Annotated in this window: 20 protein-coding genes and 1 other annotated feature; of the genes, 5 read left to right on the top strand and 15 right to left on the bottom strand. The window is 53.9% G+C overall.

What is annotated here, in order from left to right; translation table 11 throughout:
* Nucleotides 1–121 precede the first annotated feature (121 nt).
* From PEL01S_RS06895 to leuC, 13 genes are all read right to left on the bottom strand, one after another.
* Nucleotides 122–649 carry a GbsR/MarR family transcriptional regulator gene (locus PEL01S_RS06895; protein WP_223275575.1) on the bottom strand — a complete coding sequence of 176 codons (528 nt, stop codon included), beginning with the start codon at nucleotides 647–649 and terminating at the stop codon, nucleotides 122–124.
* 193 nt (nucleotides 650–842) lie between these two features.
* On the bottom strand, nucleotides 843–3,065 hold the full coding sequence (locus PEL01S_RS06890; RefSeq protein WP_127459800.1) for a hypothetical protein: 2,223 nt from the start codon (nucleotides 3,063–3,065) through the stop codon (nucleotides 843–845).
* Nucleotides 3,066–3,133: 68 nt separating this feature from the next.
* Nucleotides 3,134–4,603 (bottom strand): ABC transporter substrate-binding protein, encoded by a 1,470-nt coding sequence (locus tag PEL01S_RS06885; protein WP_063184201.1) that lies wholly within the window; start codon nucleotides 4,601–4,603, stop codon nucleotides 3,134–3,136.
* Between the two features lie 192 nt (nucleotides 4,604–4,795).
* A complete protein-coding gene (locus PEL01S_RS06880) occupies nucleotides 4,796–5,674 on the bottom strand; it encodes an ABC transporter ATP-binding protein (protein ID WP_063184202.1) in 879 nt (292 codons plus the stop codon).
* Nucleotides 5,675–5,678: 4 nt separating this feature from the next.
* Complete coding sequence (locus tag PEL01S_RS06875; RefSeq protein ID WP_108531641.1) at nucleotides 5,679–8,576, bottom strand: ABC transporter permease; 2,898 nt, start codon at nucleotides 8,574–8,576, stop codon at nucleotides 5,679–5,681.
* A complete protein-coding gene (locus PEL01S_RS06870) occupies nucleotides 8,576–9,679 on the bottom strand; it encodes an efflux RND transporter periplasmic adaptor subunit (protein WP_307721997.1) in 1,104 nt (367 codons plus the stop codon). Before PEL01S_RS06870 ends, PEL01S_RS06875 begins: the two co-directional genes overlap by 1 nt.
* Nucleotides 9,639–10,493 (bottom strand): ABC transporter ATP-binding protein, encoded by an 855-nt coding sequence (locus PEL01S_RS06865; RefSeq protein ID WP_127459799.1) that lies wholly within the window; start codon nucleotides 10,491–10,493, stop codon nucleotides 9,639–9,641. Before PEL01S_RS06865 ends, PEL01S_RS06870 begins: the two co-directional genes overlap by 41 nt.
* A gap of 300 nt (nucleotides 10,494–10,793) precedes the next feature.
* A complete protein-coding gene (locus tag PEL01S_RS06860) occupies nucleotides 10,794–11,474 on the bottom strand; it encodes a DnaD domain-containing protein (protein WP_063184205.1) in 681 nt (226 codons plus the stop codon).
* A gap of 55 nt (nucleotides 11,475–11,529) precedes the next feature.
* Complete coding sequence (gene asnS, locus PEL01S_RS06855; protein ID WP_063184206.1) at nucleotides 11,530–12,828, bottom strand: asparagine--tRNA ligase; 1,299 nt, start codon at nucleotides 12,826–12,828, stop codon at nucleotides 11,530–11,532.
* A gap of 40 nt (nucleotides 12,829–12,868) precedes the next feature.
* Nucleotides 12,869–14,083: an acetate/propionate family kinase gene (locus PEL01S_RS06850; protein WP_063184207.1), complete on the bottom strand. Its 1,215-nt coding sequence runs from the start codon at nucleotides 14,081–14,083 to the stop codon at nucleotides 12,869–12,871.
* A complete protein-coding gene (locus tag PEL01S_RS06845) occupies nucleotides 14,080–14,952 on the bottom strand; it encodes a 3-hydroxyacyl-CoA dehydrogenase family protein (RefSeq protein ID WP_127459798.1) in 873 nt (290 codons plus the stop codon). The genes PEL01S_RS06850 and PEL01S_RS06845 overlap by 4 nt, the downstream gene beginning before the upstream one ends.
* Nucleotides 14,953–15,140: 188 nt before the next feature.
* Nucleotides 15,141–15,746: a 3-isopropylmalate dehydratase small subunit gene (gene leuD / locus PEL01S_RS06840; protein WP_063184209.1), complete on the bottom strand. Its 606-nt coding sequence runs from the start codon at nucleotides 15,744–15,746 to the stop codon at nucleotides 15,141–15,143.
* A gap of 35 nt (nucleotides 15,747–15,781) precedes the next feature.
* Nucleotides 15,782–17,200 carry a 3-isopropylmalate dehydratase large subunit gene (gene leuC, locus PEL01S_RS06835; protein ID WP_063184210.1) on the bottom strand — a complete coding sequence of 473 codons (1,419 nt, stop codon included), beginning with the start codon at nucleotides 17,198–17,200 and terminating at the stop codon, nucleotides 15,782–15,784.
* 328 nt (nucleotides 17,201–17,528) lie between these two features.
* Here leuC and PEL01S_RS06825 point away from each other — a divergent pair, with 328 nt between their 5' ends.
* From PEL01S_RS06825 to PEL01S_RS06820, 3 genes are all read left to right on the top strand, one after another.
* Entirely contained in the window at nucleotides 17,529–17,870 is a 342-nt protein-coding gene (locus PEL01S_RS06825; protein ID WP_063184211.1) for a DUF2512 family protein, read from the top strand.
* Between the two features lie 24 nt (nucleotides 17,871–17,894).
* On the top strand, nucleotides 17,895–18,053 hold the full coding sequence (locus PEL01S_RS34380) for a hypothetical protein (RefSeq protein WP_164824251.1): 159 nt from the start codon (nucleotides 17,895–17,897) through the stop codon (nucleotides 18,051–18,053).
* A gap of 183 nt (nucleotides 18,054–18,236) precedes the next feature.
* Nucleotides 18,237–19,160, top strand: a complete 924-nt coding sequence (locus PEL01S_RS06820; protein ID WP_063184212.1) for a LysR family transcriptional regulator — start codon at nucleotides 18,237–18,239, stop codon at nucleotides 19,158–19,160.
* A gap of 26 nt (nucleotides 19,161–19,186) precedes the next feature.
* Here the strand turns inward: PEL01S_RS06820 and PEL01S_RS06815 are convergent, their stop codons facing one another.
* Both PEL01S_RS06815 and PEL01S_RS06810 read right to left on the bottom strand, forming a co-directional pair.
* Nucleotides 19,187–19,984 (bottom strand): carbon-nitrogen family hydrolase, encoded by a 798-nt coding sequence (locus PEL01S_RS06815; protein WP_127459797.1) that lies wholly within the window; start codon nucleotides 19,982–19,984, stop codon nucleotides 19,187–19,189.
* A gap of 100 nt (nucleotides 19,985–20,084) precedes the next feature.
* On the bottom strand, nucleotides 20,085–20,873 hold the full coding sequence (locus tag PEL01S_RS06810) for a class I SAM-dependent methyltransferase (protein WP_127459796.1): 789 nt from the start codon (nucleotides 20,871–20,873) through the stop codon (nucleotides 20,085–20,087).
* Nucleotides 20,874–21,164: 291 nt separating this feature from the next.
* Here PEL01S_RS06810 and PEL01S_RS06805 point away from each other — a divergent pair, with 291 nt between their 5' ends.
* Complete coding sequence (locus PEL01S_RS06805) at nucleotides 21,165–22,376, top strand: pyridoxal phosphate-dependent aminotransferase (protein WP_127459795.1); 1,212 nt, start codon at nucleotides 21,165–21,167, stop codon at nucleotides 22,374–22,376.
* A 43-nt stretch (nucleotides 22,377–22,419) separates the two neighbouring features.
* Nucleotides 22,420–22,642: a binding site (T-box leader), on the top strand.
* A gap of 73 nt (nucleotides 22,643–22,715) precedes the next feature.
* Complete coding sequence (gene proB, locus PEL01S_RS06800) at nucleotides 22,716–23,849, top strand: glutamate 5-kinase (RefSeq protein WP_127459794.1); 1,134 nt, start codon at nucleotides 22,716–22,718, stop codon at nucleotides 23,847–23,849.
* Nucleotides 23,850–23,871: the final 22 nt, after the last annotated feature.

Raw genomic sequence — 23,871 nt, 5'->3', positions numbered from 1 at the left:
TCCGGTTACCCCTTCATTTTCCATAAATCTTTTTTCAGTATAGCTTGGTTCGATTCGGCTGTAAGGTGAAAAAAGTCATAACATAAAAAAAATCCGGGCGTCCCGTCTTTCGTCTATCTGTTTACAGCTGCTCTCTTAATCGGATCCACTCCTCCTCGATCCCCTCCAATCGCGATAAAAACATCCGGTACATCGCGGAAACTTCCGCAAATCTTCGCTTGGAAACCTCAAAGGATTCAGTTTCCTCCTCATCAATCTGGGACATTCCTTTAAGAGTGAACAACAATTCTTCGCATTGCTTGGTAATCGATTCGATTTTTTGCTTGCTGGCCCGCATGCTGATCAGTGTGAAGTCGTCGGATATGTAATAGTAGTCTTTTCGATCGCTTCTCAACGGAACTTTTTGGCACATGGAGTACTTTTCCAACGCACGGACCTGGACGCTAACAGCTGCTTTCGTTACACCAAGCTGATCGGCAATTTCCTGCAGGCTGACCGGTTTGGGTGCAAATAAAAGCAAACCGAATATTTTGCCAACAAGCGGGCTGAATCCTTCCAATTCAAAAGTCCGGGACATTTGTTGGGTGACCGTCCATTTATATTCACCAAACGAGAGATGCGGTTTACTCATTATCTTCTCCTTATTCATTGAATTAACATCGTTAAGAATGTTGTTAACGTTAATAACATTAAATCGTCTTGAAAAACCTGTCAATCCCCCCAATGAACTTTTAACCAATTATTCATAAAAGTCACTAGGTTCCCAGCAAAAAACCGCTTCTGCACAGTTTTACGCAACTGATGCAGAAACGGTTTCGTTCAATCAAAAAAAAGTAAACATATTATTCCGCGGTTTCAAACCAGTTGACCTCTTTCGTAGCGATCAATTTCTTTTGTCCTTGGAACGAATCGTAGATGTTCAGCTTGAAGGTTTTCAGCTGATTGATTCTATACTTTATGTCCTTGATAGATTCCTTAAATTCAAAGTCTACATGCTCACCTACGGTCATTTTTTCTTTTGTTTCCGTTTGAGTTGTAGTGCCTTGCTTATCGGACGCTATACCTTCAAAGTCTTTAAAATCGAGCGAGCTTTTCATTTTTGTCTTACCGTCGGAATCTTCAAGCTCAATAATTAGCTGGCGGCCTTCCATGTTTGAAACAAACATTGAATCTTTTGTCAGGTTGTAATCGAATTTTATCTTGACTGGCGTGATATCGGAATCTTTGACGTATTCAATGGTGGAACGAATGTTGCTGATGGATAGTTTATATGGATCGAGATTGATATCTTTAAATCCGTCTTGAACCGTGAAATCCTCTTCCGGAAGCCAGTATGCGGCAGCATTGACATAAGCATCCGGTTTTTTGTCCGCTTCCGTTAATTTTCCTTCAGTCACTGCTTCACCGACTAATATACTCATACCGGACGTCGGGGCTCCCTTGCCTACATTGCTGGACAGCAGCAGCATCGCCGTTCCGTTCGGGTTGACTTTTGTCTTAATCTCGGAAATGGTAGCAGGATATGTACCTTCAGCTGTCTTGAAATAAGCAACCAATTTTGTAATATCCGATGGTCGTTTTTCTAGATTGTTTACTTCTAGAAGAGCCGTAAATGTGTCGTTCATTTTTCCACCATACGTCCTGACAGAACGGACCTTATAGTTTGCGCTCCGGCCGACGCTTGTCACTTTATACGTTTCGCCGAAGTTATTATAAGGAATGTTCATCAGCTCCGAGCGGTGTACGAATTCGAGCAAATCGCTCGCCGCCGTCTGCTGGTCTGTTTTGCCGTCGCTGCTGGCGCTGCCCGTTTTCTCTTGCAGCACAAGCTTGACCTTGCCGAATTGCGACGTGTAAGGAATTTTGCCGATAAACTGGAATTGAGCTTCCGCATTCGGGGCCAGACCGATGACATTGTCCGTCCGAACCAGTTTCGCTTCCACCTTCACGTTATCGTCCAGCTTGAAGTACCCTGTCAGATCCGGAATCGGAAGCGCTTCGGGACCTTTGTTGGAAAGCGTAAACCCTGCGGTCAAAATATCCTGATCCTCCCAAGGCAGCCTTTGGACGGTGTTCAGTTGAGCCGTGTAGGTACCCGCCTTGTTCGTGAAGCTGAAGGCTTTGCCCGTGTCCACCCCGTCCGTATCCGATACGGCCGGTAAAGCGAAGAAAGCAATCGGCAGATTTAGCTTCAAATCCTGCGCGTTCTGAACGATCACGAGCTGCCAGCCTTCCGTTGAGACGGAGACCGGGACAGAGCCCGTAAGGTCGATATCTTTGTTCGTTTGCGGATTGAGTGTCAAATCTTTTATCGCCTTGGCGTCGAGCGGATACATGTACCCTTCGCTTGTGCGAAGCAAATATTGATATCCGGGCACCGCGACGCTCTTCGAGCCTACGTTCTCCAGATTAAGGACGATGGTCGGAGTGTAATTTTTCTCGTTCTTGCTCATCAATACTTTTTTGATGGTGCCTTTGACCGGATTGCTTGCCATTTGAATCGTATGTGCTTTACCGGCCGGCGTAACGACGGTATAGTCGTCAGGAACGCTCACATCTCCGATTTTCCGTACGAAATCCGCCTCCGGCATGCTGAAGTCCCATTTGATAATTTCAAAAATAAGATCCTTCAGGTCCGTCGATTCGTTCACCGTTGCATAAAAGCTGATGTCTTGGCTCGATTTGGCCGGAATACGGTTTTTATCCTTGTCCTGCGGCAGGACGCGAACGGAAATTTGGTTGCCGCTTTTCGTCCGCAGCCGTGGCCAGTAATCGATGAACTGCAGGTCGGTCGCCCCTCCGTTGTGGACCCCTACGGTGAATGTCACGGTTTTGTTGCCTTGCTCCGGCATCATGACCACATTTTTAATCTCGAAATAGCTGGCCGCGTTAAGAGCTACCTGTCCGATCGCCGGAGCGGTCCCTGTCGAGACGGTCGCCGTTGTTCCCGAAGGCGGGGTCGTGCCGCCGCTCTCCGCCGCAAAGGCGGGGAGCGCCGACCCGAAGGCAAGTACGGCTGCCAGCAGAACTATGCAAGTTTTATATCGTTTGCGTTTGGAATTCATCTTGTTGTTCCTCCTTGTTGAGTTTCACTCCGAACGTACTGCCCGCATTCTTGCTAAGAAGGGACATCTTATCCCCCCTGCATCATCGAATCAAACTGAGCATTCGGATTCTCTTTAATTTTTTGCAGCATCGCATCGCCTTCCGTTTGCCATTGCTTGAGCGCATCGCGCACTTGCAGCTTATTTTGGGCGACTTGCTGGAATTTTTGGGAGCCAAGGCGTTCCACTTCATACAGGCCCGGTTTTTCGCGATAAATCTTGTAGTCCCGGCTTGGCGCAGGAAGCAGTGTCGTGAACGCTTTGATGTTGATTTCCGCGCCCTCCTTCGGCTTGATGTACTTTTGACGCGATACCAGATTGTGGCTGCTGCTGCCTTTCAGCTTGGCCCATTCCTCGCTGTTGATAAACTTGATAAATTTCCAAGCATCCTCGGCGTTCTGGGCCTTGGCGTTAATGCCCATCAGACCGTCCAGACTGATGTTACCGCCGTATTCAGGCGCTTCCTGATGCACGGGTAGCGTAACGACATCCCAATCGAATGGGGTGAGGCCTTTGATGTTCGCCGCATTTTTCATGACGTTCGTATACTGGCCAATTTGATAGTAGCTGATGACAGACATCGCGACACGTCCGGATATGAAATCGTCGTCCATGAACGGGTTGTAGTCTTCATTAGGCCCAGGGTTGCGCCGTTTGGAGAAATCGATCGGCTCAGGCAAAATTTTCTCGGTCTTTAGCTGCAGCATCATTTTCCATACTTTTTCCCATTGATCGGAATCGACGGTCATCTTCTCGCCTTTATCGTCGAAGGTCTTCAGATCAAGCGGTGCCGTATACATATTTGTCGCGTAGTAAATGTCATCGCCCATATTGTGCGTCGAGAACGAGAAGCCGTACTTACGGTTTTCCCCTTCCCCTTTCGCCAATCTACGGGCCAGATCGAACATTTGATCCCACGTCATTTTGTCGGTCGGGTACGGAACTCCGGCTTCATCGAACAATTTTTTGTTATAAATGAGCGCGGAAGAATAAAAGGTCGGCGCCAGCGCATAAATTTTGCCGTCGCCCGCCTTTTTAATGCCCTCGATGACCGCAGGAACGATATCGGACGTATCGAATTTGTCCTTCGCGATGTCCTGATCGAGCTGCTTCAGCATATTGTTGCTGATCAGCTCCGGCAGTTGATCGTAACCAACCATCACGACATCGGGGGGACTGTCACCCGTCATGACTTCCTTTAGCTTATCCATCGGATCTTTCGGCTTTTCCTTCGGATCCGGGCGGCCTCCATACATGTAACGGTCATCGGATGTCGAGATGAATTCCAGCTTAATGTTCGGATTCGCAAATTCAAACAATTCGGTGAACTGCTGCCGGAAATACTCGCTATCACCGCCATATCCCATGCTGGTTGCGATCCGAAGCACTTTCTCGGTCTTGCTGTCCCCGCTGCTGGATTTCGTGCAAGCAACCAGTGTCGGCGCCATCAAGCCGACGCAAAGCGATACAGCCACCGTCTTCTTAACATATTTTTGCATTCTCAGGATCCCTCCGGATTAGTTTCTATGTATAATCAAGGCAGTTTTAAAAAAAGGTTAATGATCAAAAGACGCATTCGGGTTGTCTTTCATCTTCTGAAGCGTAGCATCCCCCTTGCTTTGCCATTGCTTCAGCGCCTCGCAAACCTGAAGGTTATTCACACTGACGTCTTGCAATTTACTCTTATCGTGCTAATCCAGCGACTTCGGCGTACGTATAATGATTTTCTCGCCGTCGAATTCCATCGATGCCTTTCCTTCGATCCCAAGCGCCTGCAAATACGCCCTCGGAATTTGAAGCCGCCCCGCCCGGTCGAGTACGACATATTCCTCATGGACATCGTGAATCGATCCGTGCGATGCCGCCGTCTCTCCTTCAGCGTCCAGGTTCGGGTTGCGTTTGACGAATTCGGTGCTTGTCATCCCGTCGCGGATGGCGACGACGCGGTCCACCTTGCCGGCAAGCGCCATATCGTGGGTTACGATAACGATGGTCACGCCAAGCTCGGAATTCAGATGCCGGAAAATGTCCATAATCATATCCGACGTCCGCGTATCGACGGAACCGGTCGGTTCGTCGGCCAACAGCAAGGACGGGCGATTCGCAAGCGCAATGGCAATCGCCACCCGCTGCTGCTCACCGCCTGACAGCTGCTGCAGCTTGTTATTGAGCCGCTCTTTGAGGCCGACCCACTCCAGCAGTTGCTTCGCATAGGCCCGGTCGTACTGACCGCTGAGCATCATCGGCATTTCCACATTCTCTAGCGCCGTCAAGTAAGGAACGAGATTGCGCGCATTGTTCTGCCAGATGAAGCCGACGGTTTTGCGCTTGTACTGCACCAGCTCGTCGTCCGTTATTTTCAGCAGGTTCCATTCGCCCACGCGCACCTGGCCGGCGGAGGGGCGGTCGAGCCCCCCCAGAATGTTCAGTAACGTCGACTTGCCGCTGCCGCTGTTTCCGATGATCGCCATCATTTCCCCTTGGGCGACGGAAATGTTCAGCCCATGAAGCGCAACGACCTCGATATCGTCGGTCTTGTATATTTTGACGAGTCCGTCGCAATGAATCACTGCATCATTTCTCCTCTCCCAGCTTCACGGCCTGGTGTACGCGCAGCCTTCTGATGTGAAGGAACAACAACCCGGCACCGGTCAGCATCATAACGGCTATGACGACATACAGCTGATCGGTATCTCTCGCATCGAATATGACGCGGAACGGAGGCACCTGCGTCTTGACGTTTTCCGCGGTTTGCAGGAACGGCAGGAACAAGTAGCTCGTCAGTTTGCCGATGCCGAGACCGAGGCCAATAGCCAGACCAGCGGTAAACAGTTGCTCAAGCAGCAGCATGCCCGTAAGCTGTCGTCGCGACAACCCCATGGCTCGCAGCACGCCGAACTGAACGACCCGGCTGGACAAATTGAAAAACCAGTACAAAATGTAGCCGATCAACGAGACAAGAACGGATACGAGAAAGCCGAGGCTCAAGATACCGAACACGCCGCCGCGCGCCGGATGCTTTTTCTGCGTGATCAGTTCGTTGCGGACGTCTTTGACGCTGGCAATGCCGATATTTTTGGCTTTGAGCGCTTCAATGACCGGCGCCACCTTGGCTCCGTCTTTCATTTTCATCCATACATCATAAGGTACGACAGGCGCTTGATCGTACACATAGTCGAGATTGGCGATAAAAAACGGCGTCTGGTCCGGATACTGGCTCGGCCAGTAAGGCACGGTAGCTACCACGACAAACTCGACCGGCTGGCTGGAAACCGAAATGCTGATCAAATCCCCCGACTTGATATGATGTTTTTCGGCAAAAGAGGTCGGAATAATGACCGCCTGCTCGTATTGCCCCAACAAATTCAAGTAGTTGTAAGGATGCGTTTTGTACAAGTCTTTACGGAACCAGGCCACCTTGGCGAAATCGGCGTTATCGATGCCCATCAGCATGCCTTGTCCGAGCGACTTGCCGGAAACGACCACGTTCCCCTTCGATTGCAGTACGCGGGCTGCGTGCTCGACGCCTTCCAGCTCCCGAAACACTTGGAACGGAGGCTCAATGAAACGCAGCTTCGGCGGCGGGCCTTCCCCCGGACCTCCCGGCTGACCGCCGCCTCCCTGACCCGGGTTCTTTCCTCCGCCTTGCCCTTGCCCCTGTCCTTGACCTTGCCCGCCCTTGTTCGGGTTGGACGTTGACGGCAGATCGTCGGATACGGAAGTCCATTCCGCTCTCATGGTAACATCGGTGCCGTAGGCGTAAAGCACCCGTTCCGTCGAGTTCAAATCGATCGTCCGAGCCGCCGAAGCGTTGTAAATGCCGAGCCCAAGCGTCAAAATGAGCAGCAGCATGAGGGGATAGTACGCCGTAGACGAACGTGAAAGCTGGGTCAGCGTCAGGTAGACGGGAACCGGCAGCAGCCTTTTGCCCAGCCAGTTGCCGAAGCGGAGCAGCCACGGGAAAATGCGCAGGAAAAACAGTCCAAGCGCAATGATCGACAATGCCGGAATAAAAAACAGCAGCGGGTTCACGCTCAACTGATCGGTTGTTAGCCCGGTCCGGCTGAATAAATCCTGACGGTCGTGGAACAGGTAATACCCGTAGCCCACCAGACCGATCAGCACCACATCCAAAAACCAGCGCTGCCAAAACGGTTTTCGATCCGATCTGGCCAGCTTCTGCTTATAGCTGACGATGGATGCTTTGGCATAGACAATGGCCGGAATGATACTGGCCATCAGCGCAATTACGACTGCGGCCACGCCGTACAACAGCGCTTCGGTCGACACCCCGACAGGTACCGCCTTGCGGTCCACGAACGTCAGGAACCCGCTGGACGAACCTATGCTCTTCGCCATAAACCAGCCGAGCAGCGGGCCGATGATCATCGCAACCGCGCCGAGCAGCAGTCCTTCAAGCAAATAAATCCAGATGATTTGATTCGTGCTGCCGCCACGGCTGCGAATCACTGCAATGACGGTGCGCTGGCGGTCGAGCGATTGTCTGGCATTCATGACGATATAATAGAACACCATCGCGATCATCGGTGCCGCCAATGTAAAGAGCAGCATTTGCAGCTGCAAGCTCTGCACCTTAAATTCCTGCAGCAGCGGGATAAACGAAATATCCACCCTTGTGTTTTTGAGCTTTTGGAACAAAACGATATCCAAGCGTTCCAGCTTCGACTGGAGCGAGGACAGCTGGCTCGTCTTGATTTCACGCAAATCAAAAGCATAATACCAATTGGCCAAGCTAAGCGGGATTTTTTTGCTCTTCAGCACATAATCGTTAAAACCGGCTTCGCTCATAAAAAAGGACGTAAGCAGGCCTTCCATGCCTTGATACCAATATTGATCGGTATCGTTCTTCGGCTTAAACGTTCCCGTCACTTTCACTTTGAGCGGGGCAATGCCGTTTCCGCCGCTGATCGGATACGTGAAGACGTCGCCGACATGAAGGTCGTTGCGGAACATCGCTTCCTCGTGAATAACGGCTTCAATGATTCCGCCCTGCGGCTGCTCGGAGAACCACTGCCCCTGCGTCAGCTCGACTTGATCCTTCAAGCCGTTCTGGGCCATCAGCGTCATCTGCCGGCGCTTGCTCGGATCGACCTTGCCCGTATCCTCGGGCGTAATTTGCGAGCCGCGAATAGAATACGTCCGTACGTATGCCTGATACGGAAACGCGATGTCTTTGGGCAAATCTTCCTTTATGTATTGGTCAACGTCGCTTAGCGCATTCAGATCGGCTTTCTCGTTGCCGGACGCTTGAAATCGGATCATGACGGCGCCGGCGGAAAGCCCGTTGTTCTTCTCCTCCAGCGATTTCGACACGACGCGCTTGAGCGAGCCGTCGGAATACATCGGGATGCTGGTCGTAAAAGCGACGGCCATAATGAGGCCGGCGAGCGTGCTGAGCGTCAGCCAGCGCGTGTTCCACATTTTACGGAATAAAAACCGGAGCATCGCCATTAGCGTCCCACTACTTTCTGCCCTGCCGTGAGACCTTTCACAATCTCTACAGCCGTCGACGTCTGCAGTCCGATTTCGACGTCCACTTCACGCTTGTTGCCTTTATCATCCACAACCTGCACGTAATTGCGGCCCGCATACGAACGGAGAGCGGCAGGCGGAATCGTAATGGCATTCTCCTTGCGCTGGGTAATAATTTTCACTCCGAGCGGCGTTCCGTGGGAAAGTCCTTCCGGAAATTGGTCCAGTTGGATCAGCATGTAGTTCTCGATCGAATCCGGCTTTTTCTGCTGGCCTCCGCCTGGGAACCCGCCGTCGCCATTGCCATTGTTCGCGGCCTTCGGACTCGGAAGCTTCGATACTTTGCCTTTGACCTTGCCTACACCGTTGATGTCCGCTTCAGCCTCCATGCCAACGGCGACTTTCGACAAGCTATCCGCGCTAATGGTTGCAGCCACCGTAAGCTGAGACAGATCCGCGATCGTGGCGACCGCATCGTAAGCCTTGGCCGAATCCCCTTTTTTCATGTAAACGGAGATAATCGTGCCTGCATAAGGAGCCGTCAGCTTGGCGCCGGCAATCGTTTTTTCAAGCGTGGTTACTTCTTCCTTTTTCAATTCAAATTCGATTTTGTCCCGCTCCAGCTGCTCGGGGCCTGTCTCGTCGGCTTTGCGCAGCTTTTCGATCATACTCAATTCATCCTGACGCGTCTGCAGCCGCTTCTGCCGCAATTTGTTTTCCTGCTCCGTGACGTCGAGCTCGGCGATCACTTGCCCCTGCTCAACCTTGTCTCCGGTTTTGACCGGAAGGGATTTGATCCTCCGGTTAGCATCATCCGTAAAGTATAAATCTTCTTCTACGGTCGACATCAGCTTCCCGGAGAGAGGGACGTCGAACACCAGCGTCTCGGTTTTAACCGTATACTCCGGTTTTTTGGACAACTGGGGCGGAGTTATGGCCGGCAGCGCTTCCTCCTCGTCCTCCTTTGGCAACAGCGAGCATCCGGACGACAACGCGAGGGATGCGGCGATGCAAACGAGCAGCAATGGCCTGCCCGTCTTTTTAACTACTGATAAATTTTCCATCCACCATTTCGAATACACGGTCGGCAACCTCCATTATTGTCGGATCATGCGTTGTCATGCAAATCGTCATGCGTTCGGTATGGATAATGTCCCGGAATACCGCCATGACTTGCGCGCCCATTTGCGAATCGAGTTCCGCCGTCGGTTCGTCGGCAAGCAGCAGACTGGGCTTGTGCGCGATGGCTTTGGCAATAGCGACACGCTGCTGCTCCCCGCCCGACAGCTCGAACGGACGATGGTGCATCCGTTTGCTGAGGCCCACCAGCTCCAAGCAATGGGTGATGCGGGATTTCCATTCCGATCGGGGAACTTTCGCCATGCGCAGTGACAATTCCACATTTTCCCATGCAGACAAAAGAGGCATTAAAGCAAACGATTGAAAAATAAAACCAATCTCTTTTCTTCTTATGTACGTCCGCTGGTCGTCACTGCATTCATGGAACGGGTATTCCTTGAACATGATTTGTCCCCGGTTCGGCTGGTCCAGACCGCCGATCATGTTAAGCAGGGTCGTTTTCCCCGAGCCGGACCGGCCTTTCAGCATAACGAGCTGCATCGGATATAGCTCCATATTGATTCCCTTAAGCACATGAAGCTGCTGTCCTCCGACAGGAAATGAACGCTCCACTCCCGTTACGGTAAGGAGCGGGATACTCGTGTCAATGGGTGGTCTGGTATCGACCAATACACTCGCGCCATCGCTTGCCGCAGCAGCTTCCCCTTCAGCAGAAGCTTCCGGCGCCGCGGTTTCGATCCCCTGCGGAGCGGCTGGCACGGCGGCTGCCGCTTCATTCTGCGCTTCGTTCTTGGGTTTGCGCAGCCATTGGAACATGTGGCCCCTCCTTCTAACCGTTCTATAAATCTGTAAAATCATGTAACACCTAATATAATAGACGCCACGAAACACAAAAAAGTTACAAAAAAACTACGGTTTTTTAAAATGTTTTTCACATTTTGCGACCAACGAATCTGCTCTGGTACTTAAGTCAGGGCCTGAAAGTGCGATGGCAGCAGCTTTGCTCGAACCCCCTGGCACAGATCGCTTGCGCAGATGCCCCAACACGCCACTCCGTCCAATAACGCAAAACAGCCCTGCACGCAATGTTTGCGTACAGGGCCATGTCATTCCCGCTTACCGGGAACGGAATTTCTGCGAGTGCTCCTTCGCCTGCTCAACGGTCGTAATCCGGTTGCGCTGCCACTCCAGCAAGATCCGGTCGATATACCGGAAATGCAGCTTGCCGGCAAACACCGCTTCCTTAAGACCGGCGAGAATGAGCTCCTCGGGATAGCCATCCTTGTCGATCCACCCGGATATCGACTCCAGTTCCATTGGAGTGAGCGGGCGGCCGAATTCGTTTTCGAAAATTGAGAAAATATCTTTCCGCTCCGCTTTGCTTGTCCGCTCGGCCTGTTTCCTGGCCGCCAGCTCCGCCCGATGCTCATCGATGCGGCACTCCGCGAGCCGCTCCAGCAGCGGCCATAAGTTATAAGCCTCGCTGTGGACTCCCGTAACGGGATCTTCGATCTCGTCGATCCGCAGCAGCTGCTCCCGGATCAGCTTTTGCAGCACGGCAATCACTTTCTCCTGCGGCAGCGACATGCGGGTTTGAAGCTCTTCCAATGTCGGAAAATCTTTGTTTTCCTTTTGCTTAAAGGCCATGACATGAAGAATAAGCATCACGTCCGGCTCCAGCAGCCCGAGCTGCTTGTAATATTTGAACAGCCAGTAGGGAACGTCGACGTTCCCGTCCTGCCAGCCCGCGAGCAGCACGGACGGCAGCTCTTTCGTGTCGTTATCGCTACGTCTCATGCCTACCCTACTTTCCACTTACAGACTCGCGAGAGACGGCTTCCGTATGCAGACCTTACGGGTACAAGCGGTACAGCAGCCGTGGGAACGGAATCGTCTCGCGAACGTGATCGAGTCCACAAATCCAGGCGACCGTGCGCTCAAGCCCCAAACCGAAGCCCGAGTGCGGCACGGAGCCGTATTTTCGCAGGTCGAGGTACCACTGGTACGCTTCTTTGGACAGCTCGTGCTGCTGGAAGCGTTCTTCCATCAGCTCCGGATCGTCGATCCGCTGGCTGCCTCCGATAATTTCCCCGTAGCCTTCCGGAGCGATCATATCCGCGCAAAGCACGACTTCCGGACGGTTCGGATCCGGCTTCATATAGAAGGCTTTGATCTCCGTCGGATAATGCGTGATGAACACCGGCTTCTCATATTTTTCGGCAATGGCAGTCTCGTGAGGCGCGCCGAAGTCTTCGCCCCATTCGAATTCGTGACCGTTCTCTTGAAGGAATTTTACCGCTTCGTCGTACGTAATGCGCGGGAACGGGCCCACCACTTGCTCCAGCTTCGTCGTATCGCGCTCCAGCGTCTCAAGCTCCTGGCGGCAGTTCTGCAGCACCGATTGTACGATGTGAGAGACGAACTGCTCCTGCACTTGAAGATTCTCTTCGTGCGTTACGAACGCCATCTCCGGTTCGATCATCCAGAATTCGATCAAGTGCCGGCGCGTCTTCGACTTCTCCGCCCGGAAGGTCGGACCGAACGAGTATACCCGGCCGAGCGCCATCGCCGCAGCTTCCATGTACAGCTGGCCGCTCTGCGTCAAGTAAGCGTCCTCGTCGAAATATTTCGTATGGAACAAGTTCGTCGTTCCTTCGCAGGACGAAGGAGTCAAAATCGGCGGATCGACCAAATGGAAACTGCGCTCGTCGAAAAATTGCTGAATCGCCCGGATAATTTGCGCCCGGATGACCAGAATTGCCCGCTGACGCGGCGAACGGATCCACAGATGGCGGTGATCCATCAGAAAATCGACGCCGTGCTCCTTGGGCGTGATCGGATAATCGCTTGTCACTTGAATAATTTCGACACCGGTTACCGTCAGCTCGAAGCCGCCTTTGCTGCGCGTATCCTCACGTACCGTTCCGGTAACGTAGAGCGAGCTTTCTTGCGTCAGCTTGCCCGCGTCTTCCCATACCTGCTCCGGCACTTCGCTCTTAACGACGACGCCCTGAATAAACCCGGAGCCGTCCCGCAGCTGCAGGAAACGAATCTTGCCGCTGGAACGGATGTTATGCAGCCAGCAGCCGATCGTCACCGACTCGTTTATATGTTTATTCACATCCCCGATCATACACAGGTTACGGTTCATGAACATTCCTCCGCCTACTTATAAAATTGACCACCGTTCACTAGTTTACATCATTTCGGTCCAAAATCAACCTGTACGTGTCCCGGGCGATAACAAGTTCCTCATTGGTTGGGATGACAAGCACCTGTACCCGGGAGCCCGGTGTCGTGATGGCGCGCTCATCGGATCCGCGCCGGTCGTTCGCCGCTTCGTCCAGCTCCAGGCCGAGAAAGCTGAGATTGCGGCATACCGCAGCTCGCAGCGAAGCGGAGTTTTCCCCGACACCCGCCGTGAAGACGATGGCGTCCAAGCCGTTCATGGCCGCCGCGTAAGCGCCGATACATTTGCGCAGCCGGTACTCATACATGTCAAACGCGAGCGCCGCATTGCGGTCTCCCGTCTGCCTCGCCTCATCAATCTCCCGCATGTCGCTGCCGATGCCCGAGATGGCAAGCAGTCCGCTGTGCTTGTTCAGCATCGAGTTCACTTCGCTGAGCGTCAGATCCTCCTTGCCCATCGTAAACGGGACGATGGCCGGATCGATATCTCCGCTCCGCGTTCCCATCATCAGCCCTTCCAGCGGCGTCATCCCCATGCTCGTATCGTACGACCGCCCGTCCATCACCGCGGTGCAGCTCGCTCCGTTTCCGATGTGGCAGGTGACCAGCTTCAGCTCGCGGAGCGGACGACCGAGGAACGCGGCGGCGCGCTCGCTCACATAAGCGTGCGAGGTGCCGTGGAAGCCGTAGCGGCGAATTTTATGCTTCTTATAGAGCACCATCGGGATCGGGTACAAATACGTCACCGGCGGCATCGTTTGGTGAAAAGCCGTGTCGAACACGACGGCCTGCGGCACGTTCGGCATATTCGCTTCGACCGCCTGAATTCCGAGCATATGGGCAGGATTGTGCAGCGGCGCCAGATCGAACAGCCTCTTGATCTCCTGCTTTACCTCTTCGTTGACTAACGCGGAATTGGAAAACGATTCGCCCCCGTGCACGACCCGGTGGCCCACCGCGTCGATTTGCTGTGCCGATTCGAGCACTCCATGGACCGGATGGACCAGCATGTCCAAGACCTTGCGAATCGCCGTCGTATGCTCCAAAATTTCGCTGACTTCGCGCACGTCCTGCTTACCTTCCGGCTCGTACGTCAAGATCGCGGATTCCATTCCGATCCGCTCCACCTTCCCTTTAGCCAGTACGGATTCGTCCTCCATCTCGTAAAGCTGAAACTTAAGAGAGGAGCTGCCTGCATTAATGACGAGTACGATCATATCCGGTCACCATCCTTATCATAGCGGAAAAAGCCCTGTCCCGTCTTCGTGCCGAGATGACCGGCCCTTACCATCTGCTTCAGCAGCACCGCCGGCCGGTACTTCACATCGCCGAATTCACGGAACATACGTTCCATTGCAGCCAATATCGAATCCAAGCCGAAGCGGTCTGCCATCTCCAGCGGCCCATAATGAAAATCATAGCCGATTCGCATCGCATTATCAATATCGTCCGCGCTCGCCACCCTCTCCGACAGCGCATGCATCGCTTCGTTGATCAGCACGCAGATCAGCCGCGTCGTAACAAAGCCCGGCGATTCATATACCTGAATGCCGCGTTTTTGAATTGTTTCTTCGACAAACTTCCGGGTCGTCTGGAAGACGTCCTCTCCCGTTTGCAGCGCGCGAATGATTTCCACCAAATGAATTTTCGATACCGGATATAAAAAATGAAGGCCGATGACGCGCTCCGGATGTTGCGTCTCCGCCGCCAGTTCCGTCAAACTGAGCGTAGACGTGTTGCTGGCGAGGATGGTCGACGGCGGGCATACCTCGTCAAGTTTGCGGAATACTTCTTTTTTAATCTCCAGATCTTCCGAAACGGTTTCGATAACCATGTCGCATTCGGCCAACCGGTGAATATACGTTTCCTTCGCGATGCGCGAAAGAATCAATTTTTTCTCAACGGGAGTGATCGCCCACTTCTCCAGCTGCTTGTCCAAGCTGATCTCGATTTGTTCCCAGGCCTGCTCCAGTCTTTCAGGCGTCCGTTCGATCAGCATGACTTCCAACCCTTTGGCTGCCAACATTTCGGCAATACCTTGACCCATTGTTCCGGCGCCCACGACGCCGATTCTGGCAAAATTCATTTCTGACACCCTCCCATCATGCTTCCAGTGATATTATACACAACGCTTTCGGCGTTTGAAAAAACATAAATCACACTTTTCACGGAAATTGTCGAAAGTTTTTGAACATTGTATGATATAATGCGGCCGGATCAAAAAAAAGCCCGACCTTATCTCTTTTTCGAGAATCGGGCCGGGCTATTCGTCGCTTATTTGTACGCGAGACGCGCTTTGTGCGCCGCTTCGTATGCCGCAATTTTATCTTCATGCTGCAGTGTCAGACCGATATCGTCGAGACCGAGCAGCAGGAACTGGCGGCGGTGCTCATCCAGATCAAAATCGATGCTAAGGCCTTGATCGTCGGTGATCTTTTTGTTCTCCAGATCGACCGTCAGCTTGTAGCCTTCTTTCGCTGCAGTGCGCTGGAACAGCTCCTCGACCTGCTCTTCGCTCAGCTTGATCGGCAGGATGCCGTTCTTGAAGCAGTTGTTGTAGAAAATGTCGGCGAACGACGGCGCGATCACGACTTTGAAGCCGTAGTCCTGAATGGCCCAAGGGGCATGCTCCCGGGACGAGCCGCAGCCGAAGTTGGCGCGGGAAATCAGAACGGAAGCGCCTTGATAGCGCGGCTGATTCAGGCTGAACTCCGGAATCGTATGGCCATTCAGGTCAAAACGCCACTCGTAGAACAGAAATTGGCCGAAGCCGGAACGCTCGATGCGCTTCAAAAATTGTTTAGGAATAATGGCGTCCGTGTCCACGTTCACGCGGTCCACCGGACCGACCAGGCCGGTATGCTGTTTAAAAGCTTCCATGTCGTTTAACTCCTCGCTTCGATAAAATGATCTTCTTAAGCTTCCTGCTTCACTTTGAATTCCCAATCGCGCACGTCGGTGAAACGGCCTTCGATCGCTGCCGCGGCGGCCATTGCCGGAGACACGAGGTGCGTCCGTCCGTCGCGGCCTTGACGGCCTTCAAAGTTCCGGTTCGACGTCGAAGCGCAGCGTTGGCCCGGCTTCAGTACGTCCGGGTTCATTGCCAGACACATGCTGCAACCAGCATCGCGCCATTCAAAGCCCGCTTCGATGAAAATTTTATCGAGGCCTTCTTTTTCCGCTTGGATTTTTACCCGGCCCGAGCCCGGCACAACGATCGCCGTCACGTTCGGCGATACCTTGTAGCCTTGTGCCACGGCAGCCGCCGCGCGCAGGTCCTCGATCCGGCCGTTCGTACAGGAACCGATAAATACGTAGTCGATCGTAACATCCGTCATCGGCGTTCCCGGTGTCAAGCCCATGTACTCAATCGCTTTTTCCGCCGCTTTGCGCTCGTTCTCCGTGCTGAAATCCGCCGGATTCGGCACGCGGGATGTCACATCGGTACCCATGCCCGGGCTGGTGCCCCAGGTGACTTGCGGAATCAAGCTGTCCGCGTCGAAATCAACCACGCGATCGTATACCGCGCCTTCGTCCGTCGTCAGTTGCTTCCATGCCGCTACCGCTTGCTCGAACGCTTCGCCCTGCGGCACGTATTCGCGTCCGCGGAGGTAATCGAACGTCGTTTGGTCCGGAGCGATCAAGCCTGCTCTCGCACCCGCTTCGATCGACATGTTGCACACGGTCATGCGCTCTTCCATGGACAAGCTGCGAATCGATTCGCCCGTGTACTCGATAACATAGCCGGTTGCAAAATCCGTCCCGTATTTGGCAATGACACCGAGGATCAAGTCCTTCGCCGTAACCCCCGGCTTCAGCTTGCCGTTGATGCGCACTTCCAGCGTTTTCGGCTTCGCTTGCTGCAAGCACTGCGTCGCAAGCACGTGCTCCACTTCGCTCGTTCCGATCCCGAACGCCAAAGCTCCAAACGCGCCGTGCGTAGACGTGTGGCTGTCGCCGCAAACAATCGTTTTGCCGGGATGCGTCAAACCGAGCTCCGGTCCCATAACGTGGACGACCCCTTGGTCGATGCTGTCCAGGTCGAACAGGGTAACGCCGAAATCCGCACAGTTTTTGGAGAGCGTATCGATCTGCTGCTTGGAAATCGGATCGGTGATATTGAAACGATCCTTGGTCGGTACGTTGTGATCCATCGTTGCGAACGTCAAGTCCGGACGGCGAACCTTGCGGCCGCTCAGGCGAAGACCTTCGAACGCTTGCGGCGAAGTCACTTCATGGACCAGTTGAAGGTCGATATAAATGATGCTCGGCTTGCCCGACTCCGAATGAATAACGTGATTGTCCCAAATTTTTTCGAACATTGTTTTTGCCATCGGTTCCACCTCGGTATCTGAATGATGCTCCTAATGCCACCTATCGTATCACGTCCATCTTCATTGATCCAAGATATAATATCTATAGCCTTCATAGGTTTTCGCTATAGATAGCCAATGGCGGGGTGAACCAATCTTATTGAATCGACATGTTGAGCGCCGCATGGGAATGAATGTGCTCATTCAGCTGCCTTGTCAAGGCTTCCCGTACGTAAGGCGTGGATATTTCGGTGATGGCAATACTTTCGTTTCGCCCGCTAGCCCTGTATAAATGAAGGTTGTTCAGGACAACCTTTCAACGAAAGCATAAGTAAGGGAGCTGGAAGGCATGAGCAAGCTGCTTGTCAAACTCGTCGTAAACGCTCTATTTACCGTCCCGCTGCTGCTTTATTTGTCAAACGCAACTCCGTTCCAGGCGCTGATGGCGTCGCTCAGCCTGAGTATCCTGGCCTTTTTTCTCGGAGACCAATGGATTCTCGACGAATTCGGGAATGCCGCCGCGACCTTGGCCGACGGGCTACTGGCCGCTTTATTTGTAGGGGCCATGGGAACGGCTTATCATTGGGGATTGTCCTGGTCGGCCCTGGCCGTTATCGCCGTCGTAACCGCTGCCGTTGAATTTGGGTATCATCTGCTGCTCCGAAGATGGGACGTCCGATGGTATTCCTGATCATACCTTAAGGAGGACTGCACAATGACCGATACGCCTCGCCCTGCAAACACCGTTCCCCCAGAGGAGCCCGCCGCCAGCAAAGTAAAGCTGGTCGCCGAAATGCCCGGGGACGAAGAGATGCGCGAGCATTTGGAAGAAATGAAACGGAACGACGGGTATCCCGGTTCCTGCGGAACTTGATCTTACGGCCGAAGATGCGGCTGCTGCGCGTTTCACGCAATATTCCGTTCTGCCCTGGAAGAAGGAGCCTCCCGCTCTTTCTTCCTTTTTTTGTTTGCGAACGTGGAGCTTTCATTCTTATAACAAATACGTTACGATTAATGTAGTATTAATAGGTATTCTTTATAAAAGGAGCCGAGCCGCATGGAACTGCGCCAGCTGCAATACGCTTTGCAAATTGCCATTGACAAAAACTTTTCCCGTGCCGCCGAAAAGCTGCATATCGCCCAGCCGTCGCTTAGTCAGCAGCTTTCCAAGCTGGAGAAGGAGATCGGCGTGCTTTTGTTTCAACGGACGACCAACTCGGTGGAAGTCACCTATGCCGGTACCCGCTTCGTGGAAAAAGCGCAAAAAATTCTCGACATGGTCGAGCAGCTAAAACAAGAAATGGAAGACATTTCCCAAATGCGCAAAGGCAAGCTTGTCGTGGGCAGCCTTCCAATTACAGGCGCGCACGTGCTGCCCCTCGTCCTGCCCGTCTTCCAGGAGCGCTACCCGGAAATCGACATCGTGCTCGTCGAAGAGACGACGTCGAACCTGGAACAATTGACGGCGAGCGGGCAAGCCGACATTAGCCTGCTTTCCCTGCCCCTGATCGACGACTCGCTTGACTACGAGCCGATCATTGAGGAAGAGATCGTACTAGCCGTCCCGCCGCAGCATCCGCTGGCCGCGCGTCTAACCGAGGCAACAAACCGAACGGTCGATATTGCGGAACTGCAGGAGGAGCCGTTCATCGCGCTGAAAAGAGGCCAGGGCTTCCGTCAAATCGCGATCGAATTGTGCAAAGACGCCGGCTTCACGCCGAATATCGTGTTCGAGAGCAGCAATATTGAGACGGTCCAGTCGCTCGTCGCGGCGGGGATGGGCATTGCCTTTATCCCGCGTATGCTGCTCAGAGGATGGAACGAGCTGGCGCCCGCGTACCTGCAGCTGTCCAACCGGCCGACCCGTACGCTCGTGATCGCTCACCGCAAGGGGCGTTATTTATCGAAGGCGGTCGTCGCGTTCATGGAGACGTTTCGCAAAGTGATGGAAGCCGAACGCGCAAAAAACCGGCCGGAATGATCCGAGCCGGTTTTCGCATGCTGTTTTTAATACAAGGAAGGGCGTCTGTCTTCAAACACCGGAATTTTGCTGCGAACGGCAGGCACCTCGCTAAGGTCGACGGCAGCGCGAATGATCGTTTCGGTTTCCCCGCCTTCGGCCAGCACCTCGCCCCACGGATCGATGACCATCGAATGACCGAAAAACTCCGTCGTCCCGCTTACACCTACGCGATTGCAGGAGACGACGAACATCTGGTTCTCGATCGCCCTCGCCATCAGCAGCGTACGCCAGTGATGCAGCCGCGGATTCGGCCATTCGGCCGGAACGAATAAAATTTGCGCGCCCCCGAGCGCCAGCTTTCGCGCAAGCTCCGGGAACCGGATGTCATAGCAGATCATCATGCCGGCCGGAATGCCGTCCAACTGCAGTTCGCCCGCCCGGTCTCCGCTTTGCAGAAACTTCTCCTCATCCATCAGCCGGAACAAATGAATTTTCGAGTAGTCTCCTGCACGGTTTCCTTGCCGGTCATATGCGAATATCGTATTGTAAACGCCGTTGTCCCGCTTCTCCGCGATCGAACCGCCGATGATGTTTACACCGTGCTTTCGGCTAAACGCCGACAGCAGCGCCTCGGTCCGCTCACCGTAAGGATCAGCAAGATCCTGAATCCGATCCAGCGCGTAGCCGGTATTCCACATCTCCGGAAATACGATCACATCCGGCAGCGTATCGTGAGAGACCGCTTCATGCAGAAGGCTCTCCAGCTTCGCGAAGTTGCGTTCGGGCTCTCCTATTGCGATGTCCATTTGCAGTAGAGCCAAGTTCCATCGTTGCCCAGCCATTTAACCTTCCCCCTACCCGTCTCGAATTCCGAACGCAGCAGCCCGCTTCGGGAAACCGCGCCGTTTCTTCCTATTATCATAGAGCAACGTAAGCGGAACTTCAACGCGCTTGCGCAAAGAATATTGTCCAGCGGTCCCGTTCCTCGACTGGCTCATTCGATTCAAAGCCCGAGTCCGCTGCGACGGCATCCGCCAAATCCTGAAGCCCCGCATCCGATAGTTCGTGCAAAATGGAACGTCCTTTCCGGCTCAATAGCTCCTCCCGATAGTCGCTATAGCAAGCGTAGCTTTTGCGCACTTCCCATAGCTGCGTTTCTTCCACGACCGAGAACCCGGATGCTTCCAATGCTTTGCGTATGGCTGCCGCATCGTGACGGCGCCCTGCTTCCAGCTGGCGTAGACGCGGGTACTTCTCGAACCAGTAGCCGCGCAGATGCTCCCTGCTTCCGGGAAGCAGGCAGTCCTCAGGCGTGCGATCTTGCACGATCAGCAGCCCTCCGGGCTTCAGAATCCGCTGCGCCTCGCGGAATACATCCGGCAGTGCTTCTGCGGGAACATGGTGGATCAGCGCGCGCTCCAGCACGAGCTCGACCGAGTCATCGGGCAATCCCGTCCGATCCGCCGTCCCTTGTGCCAAGCGGATCTGCCCGTACTCCGTGCAATGCTCTGCGGCTCCTTGAAGCATCGCTTCGGAGAAATCGATGCCGACGACCGACGAAGCGCCGAGCTCCGCCAAAGCGACGGAGTATATCCCCCCGCCGCAACCGATGTCCGCTGCCGTTTTCCCTTGAGGGTGCGCCTTCTTCCGGATCAGCTCCATCCAGCCGGAATCGGCGAGCCTGCCGGTATAGGTATATTTATTGTATTCATCGTGAAAGCTTATCGCCATGGATGTTCCCTCCGTCGTCAACATAATTTCATTAAATGAAACTAAATATCATTTGATGAAACTTCATGCACTTAATATAACACATCCACTTAATTTTGCACATAATAGAAGAATAAAATAGTTCCACTCGACAGTTAAATGGATGATTCGATGAAATAGACCCGTATACACGCACCGTTTTTCATGTTACATTATTCCTATCCGCTCAGGTTATTTACCATATTCCGATAAGAACACGGGGAATTTATTGTAAGGCATCACATTTGAAACCAAACTAATGGAGTGACATAGATGAATACCAACAACCCAACGAAAGCAGCCGTCAGCGCTTTTCCCATGATTCCGGCTCAGCGGCTGCAAGAACTGCCCACCCAATTTTTCGCCACGCTTGTGCGCAAAGCCAATGTCCAGATTGCCGCAGGACACGACGTGATCAATCTGGGACAAGGGAATCCGGATCGTCCGACTCCGCCTCACATCGTCAAGGCGCTGCAACAAGCGGCAGAAAATCCGCAGTACCACCGCTACCCTCCGTTCAACGGTTACTTGTTTTTAAAAGAGGCCGTGGCCCAAAGATACCGGGAAGATTACGGCGTCGAGCTTGACCCGGAAACGGAAGTGGCGGTTTTGTTCGGCGGCAAAACCGGCCTTGTGGAAATTGCCCAATGCCTGCTCAATCCCGGCGACGTCTGTCTGGTGCCGGACCCGGGATACCCGGATTACTGGTCTGGCGTCGCCCTGGCCGGCGCCCGGATGGCCTTCATGCCGCTTTTGGAATCGAACGGCTTCCTGCCGGATTACAGCGCGCTTTCGGCCGATGACGTGAATCGGGCGAAGCTGATGTTCATCAACTATCCGAACAATCCGACGGCGGTTTCGGCTCCGGCTTCCTTCTATGAAGAGACGATTGCTTTTGCGGCGAAGCACGGCATTGTAGTGGCCAGCGATTTCGCTTACGGCGCTATCGGCTTCGACGGTCAGAAGCCGGTCAGCTTCCTGCAGCTGCCGGGCGCCAAGGAAGTCGGCGTCGAATTTTACACGCTGTCCAAAACGTACAACATGGCCGGCTGGCGGGTCGGCTTCTGCCTCGGCAATCCCGAAATCGTGCGGATGATCAACTTGATTCAGGATCATTACTACTGCAGCTTGTTCGGAGGCATCCAAGAGGCGGCGGCCGTCGCGTTGACCGGCCCGCAAGATAGCGTTCACGAGCTCGTGCAGATGTACCAGAGCCGCAGAGACGCCCTGTTCGGGGCTTTGGACCGGATCGGCTGGCAAGCGTCGCGTTCGCAAGGCTCTTTCTTCACTTGGCTGCCTGTTCCGAAGGGCTATACGTCGGAGTCGTTCTCCGACATGCTGCTCGAGCAGGCCAAGATTGTCGTCGCACCAGGAGTCGGCTTCGGCGACCACGGCGAAGGCTACGTGCGTCTCGGCTTGCTCAGCACCGAGGAGCGGCTCCGCGAAGCGATTGACCGAATCGACGCCCTTCGCCTGTTCGGCTGATCGCCTTTACAAACCTCCCCCCTCATGCTATGCTAATGAAAAGCAAAACGTATTGATGGGAATAGTAGGAAAGCCCCTTCACGATCAGAGAGTAAATTCCACCGGCTGCGAGAATTTACCGTGGAGCCTTGCCGAACCCGCCCCTGAACGGCCAGCGACGAGCTGGACGGCTTTCCCTGCCGTTACAAGGGACTGAAGCAGGATGGATTGGTCGTCAATTCATCAAGTAAGGTGGTACCGCGGAAGTAGAGGCTTTCGTCCTTAAAGGACGGGGCCTTTTTGTGTTTTCTGCACCTGCCCCGGACGACAGCCAGATCAGTCATGGAAAGAGTGATACCTATGCAGCAAACGATCGTAGTGAAAATCGGCAGCAGCTCGCTAACGTCCGATGAAGGCGGATTGAACCGGGCGAAAATCGCATTTTTTGCAGATGAGCTCGCGGCGCTTCGCGCCCAAGGCTTTCCCGTGCTCCTCGTGACCTCGGGTGCCGTGGCAGCCGGCTTTCGGGAGCTGGGCTACGCGTCGCGTCCCAAGCTGCTGCACGAGAAGCAGGCCTCCGCTTCCGTCGGGCAGGCGCTGCTGATGCAAGCATATCAGGCCGCATTCTCGGGGCATGGCGTAGGCGTAGGGCAAATTTTGCTGACCCGCTCCGACTTCTCCAACCGCAAGCGAATCCATAACGCGCAGATGACGATTGAAGAGCTGCTGCGCCGCGGAATGCTGCCGATCATTAACGAAAACGATACGGTCTCGGTCGACGAGCTGAAATTCGGCGACAATGATACGCTTTCCGCCCTCGTAGCCAATCTGGTGCGGGCGCAAAGGCTGGTCATTCTTACCGATACGGACGGATTGTATACCGAAGATCCGCGCAAAAACGCCGACGCCAAACGGATCGACCGCGTGCTGGAAATCGACGAAAACATTTACCGGATCGCCGGCGGCTCCGGCTCCATGGTCGGCACCGGCGGCATGCGCTCCAAAATCGAGGCCGCCCGAATCGCCATGCGCGGCGGCGTGCCGGTGTTCGTCGGGCGCGTCACGGAGTCCGGCGATCTGAGGCTGGCCGTGGAAGGAACCGGAAAAGGCACTTATTTCGATACGTCGGAGCATAATTTGCCGATGAAGAAGCAGTGGCTTGGCTTCCACTCCCAGCCGCAGGGCTCGGTCTATGTGGACGAAGGCGCGGAGCTGGCGCTCGTCACAGGCGGCAAAAGCTTGCTGCCCGCGGGAGTCAAGGAAGTGACCGGGGAGTTTCATCCCGGCGATGTCATCGAAGTGCTTAGCCCTGCTGGGGAAACGATCGGGCGCGGCGTCGTCAATTACGCCTCCTGGCAGCTTCAGGCCGTTGCCGGTCTTAGTACGGAGGAAGTGCAGAAGCGGATCGAGGTATCGCGCATCGAAGTCATCCATCGCGACGAATGGATTACCCTCGCATCCACGGTAAAAGCAAAGGATGCTGCCGAAACCTAAGCAAGTACGACCTAAAACGACG

Source organism: Paenibacillus elgii NBRC 100335 (genome assembly GCF_004000865.1).
GTDB lineage: Bacteria > Bacillota > Bacilli > Paenibacillales > NBRC-103111 > Paenibacillus_G > Paenibacillus_G elgii.
This window is presented reverse-complemented; position numbering and strand designations above follow the sequence as displayed.

Bases quoted from the DNA above. Each gene is read 5' to 3' on its own strand.
- PEL01S_RS06895 (WP_223275575.1), bottom strand. From the start codon at position 649: ATGAATAAGGAGAAGATAATGAGTAAACCGCATCTCTCGTTTGGTGAA.
- PEL01S_RS06890 (WP_127459800.1), bottom strand. From the start codon at position 3,065: ATGAATTCCAAACGCAAACGATATAAAACTTGCATAGTTCTGCTGGCA.
- PEL01S_RS06885 (WP_063184201.1), bottom strand. From the start codon at position 4,603: ATGCAAAAATATGTTAAGAAGACGGTGGCTGTATCGCTTTGCGTCGGC.
- PEL01S_RS06875 (WP_108531641.1), bottom strand. From the start codon at position 8,576: ATGGCGATGCTCCGGTTTTTATTCCGTAAAATGTGGAACACGCGCTGG.
- PEL01S_RS06865 (WP_127459799.1), bottom strand. From the start codon at position 10,493: ATGTTCCAATGGCTGCGCAAACCCAAGAACGAAGCGCAGAATGAAGCG.
- PEL01S_RS06860 (WP_063184205.1), bottom strand. From the start codon at position 11,474: ATGAGACGTAGCGATAACGACACGAAAGAGCTGCCGTCCGTGCTGCTC.
- asnS (WP_063184206.1), bottom strand. From the start codon at position 12,828: ATGAACCGTAACCTGTGTATGATCGGGGATGTGAATAAACATATAAAC.
- PEL01S_RS06850 (WP_063184207.1), bottom strand. From the start codon at position 14,083: ATGATCGTACTCGTCATTAATGCAGGCAGCTCCTCTCTTAAGTTTCAG.
- PEL01S_RS06845 (WP_127459798.1), bottom strand. From the start codon at position 14,952: ATGAATTTTGCCAGAATCGGCGTCGTGGGCGCCGGAACAATGGGTCAA.
- leuD (WP_063184209.1), bottom strand. From the start codon at position 15,746: ATGGAAGCTTTTAAACAGCATACCGGCCTGGTCGGTCCGGTGGACCGC.
- leuC (WP_063184210.1), bottom strand. From the start codon at position 17,200: ATGGCAAAAACAATGTTCGAAAAAATTTGGGACAATCACGTTATTCAT.
- PEL01S_RS06825 (WP_063184211.1), top strand. From the start codon at position 17,529: ATGAGCAAGCTGCTTGTCAAACTCGTCGTAAACGCTCTATTTACCGTC.
- PEL01S_RS34380 (WP_164824251.1), top strand. From the start codon at position 17,895: ATGACCGATACGCCTCGCCCTGCAAACACCGTTCCCCCAGAGGAGCCC.
- PEL01S_RS06820 (WP_063184212.1), top strand. From the start codon at position 18,237: ATGGAACTGCGCCAGCTGCAATACGCTTTGCAAATTGCCATTGACAAA.
- PEL01S_RS06815 (WP_127459797.1), bottom strand. From the start codon at position 19,984: ATGGCTGGGCAACGATGGAACTTGGCTCTACTGCAAATGGACATCGCA.
- PEL01S_RS06810 (WP_127459796.1), bottom strand. From the start codon at position 20,873: ATGGCGATAAGCTTTCACGATGAATACAATAAATATACCTATACCGGC.
- PEL01S_RS06805 (WP_127459795.1), top strand. From the start codon at position 21,165: ATGAATACCAACAACCCAACGAAAGCAGCCGTCAGCGCTTTTCCCATG.
- proB (WP_127459794.1), top strand. From the start codon at position 22,716: ATGCAGCAAACGATCGTAGTGAAAATCGGCAGCAGCTCGCTAACGTCC.